Source organism: Microbacterium sp. 71-23 (assembly GCF_001897265.1).
Classification (GTDB): Bacteria; Actinomycetota; Actinomycetes; order Actinomycetales; family Microbacteriaceae; genus Microbacterium; species Microbacterium ginsengisoli.
In genome coordinates, this window is the sequence record NZ_MKSL01000030.1 from 1 (window position 1) to 1,364 (window position 1,364).

The window sequence follows — 1,364 nt, forward strand, 5'->3', positions numbered from 1 at the left end:
GCCGGACACCGCGCTCCACGCGCAGCCGGGCGTCGCGCTCCCAGTTCGACGTGCGCCGGTTGTCGGTGCGGCGCAGCTGACCCTCGCGCACGATCCGCGCGACGCGGCGCCGCGCCAGGTCACCGAAGCCGAGCTCGGGCCAGTCGACCGCGTGCGGCGTGCGCGGCCTGAGGCCATCGCCGTGCAGCGCGCTCTCCCCGTCCCGTCGCAGCAGGAAGACGGCCGCCCGGGTCGGCGCAGGCGCGGCCAGGCGACCCAGCACGTGGGCGCTGTCGGGCGACAGAATGGCCGATGGCATCAGGTCGCGCACCGCGTCGAGCGATGGCCGGTCGCGCACCGCGAGCCGGAACGCCTCCCGCGAGGCGAGGCGCGTGGCGAAGCTCTCGCGGTCGGCGTCGGTCACGAAGTGGATCGTCTGGGGCTCCTGGATGAGGAGCGTCGCGGGGTCCAGGCGTTCGGCGAGCGCGAACCGGTGCTCGCCGTGCACCGGATAGAGGCCGCCCACGTTGCCGCCGCCCTGGATGGCCACCGGGATCGCCGACCCGAAGACACCGTCGCCGATCGTGCGCCACGAGTAGGTCATGACCACCTCGATGCCGGCGCGGCGCCAGAACGCGAGCTGGCCCAGCGCGATGGCGGCGTCCCCGATGTTGTGGTGGTCGGGGAAGTCGGTGAACACGACCTGCCGGACACCCTCGTGCAGTCGCGACAGCGCCTCGACGGCGTCGCCGGCCATCGCGTCGACGAAATCCAGGCGGTCCCGCGTCTCGTCAGCGGTTGTCGACATCGGGGAGCCCCTCTCGGACGGTGCGCTGATCAGGCGCCGCGGGCGCGGCACGGCGGGCGGCCGCCCAGGCGCGGCGGATGACGGTGCGTGACTCCTCGTCGAGGCCGAGGAACCAGTACACGACGGCGGCGACGACCACCCAGGCGGCGCTCAGCGCGATGACTCCGCCGGGACCGAAGGCGATCATCCGCCCGAGCGCGATGAGACCCGCAGCCGGGAGGATCACCGTCGCGAACGGCGCCACGAGGCAGCGGAGCACGAACGCGCGCAGGGAGATGGACAGCCGCCGCAGCGCGATCCGGATGTACAGCGGTTCGAGCAGCACGACCGGGATCGTCAGGCCCAGCGCGATCCCGGCGATCCCCATCCGCTCGCCGAGCACGTATGCCAGGAGGCATCCCGTGACGGCCCAGACGGTGTGGAGGATGGCGTAGCCGCGCACGGAGCCCTGGGCCGTGAGGATGGGGATGCCCAGAACGTGATTGTTGTTCGCGAACATCGACACGATCAGGATCTGCGCCACGAGTGCGGCCTGGATGCCGGGCGGCCCGATCCACCACTGCATGATCTGCGGCAG

General features: G+C 72.5%; 2 protein-coding genes. Both read right to left on the reverse strand.

Annotation, left to right across the window (positions count from 1 at the left end; genetic code table 11):
• Nucleotides 1-787 (reverse strand): polysaccharide pyruvyl transferase family protein (locus BGO15_RS10610; RefSeq protein WP_286748244.1); only part of this gene is annotated, 787 nt, incomplete at its 3' end.
• Nucleotides 771-1,364, reverse strand: a 594-nt coding sequence (locus BGO15_RS10615) for an MATE family efflux transporter (protein WP_286748246.1), incomplete at its 5' end; no start/stop codon positions are given. The genes BGO15_RS10610 and BGO15_RS10615, both read right to left, overlap by 17 nt.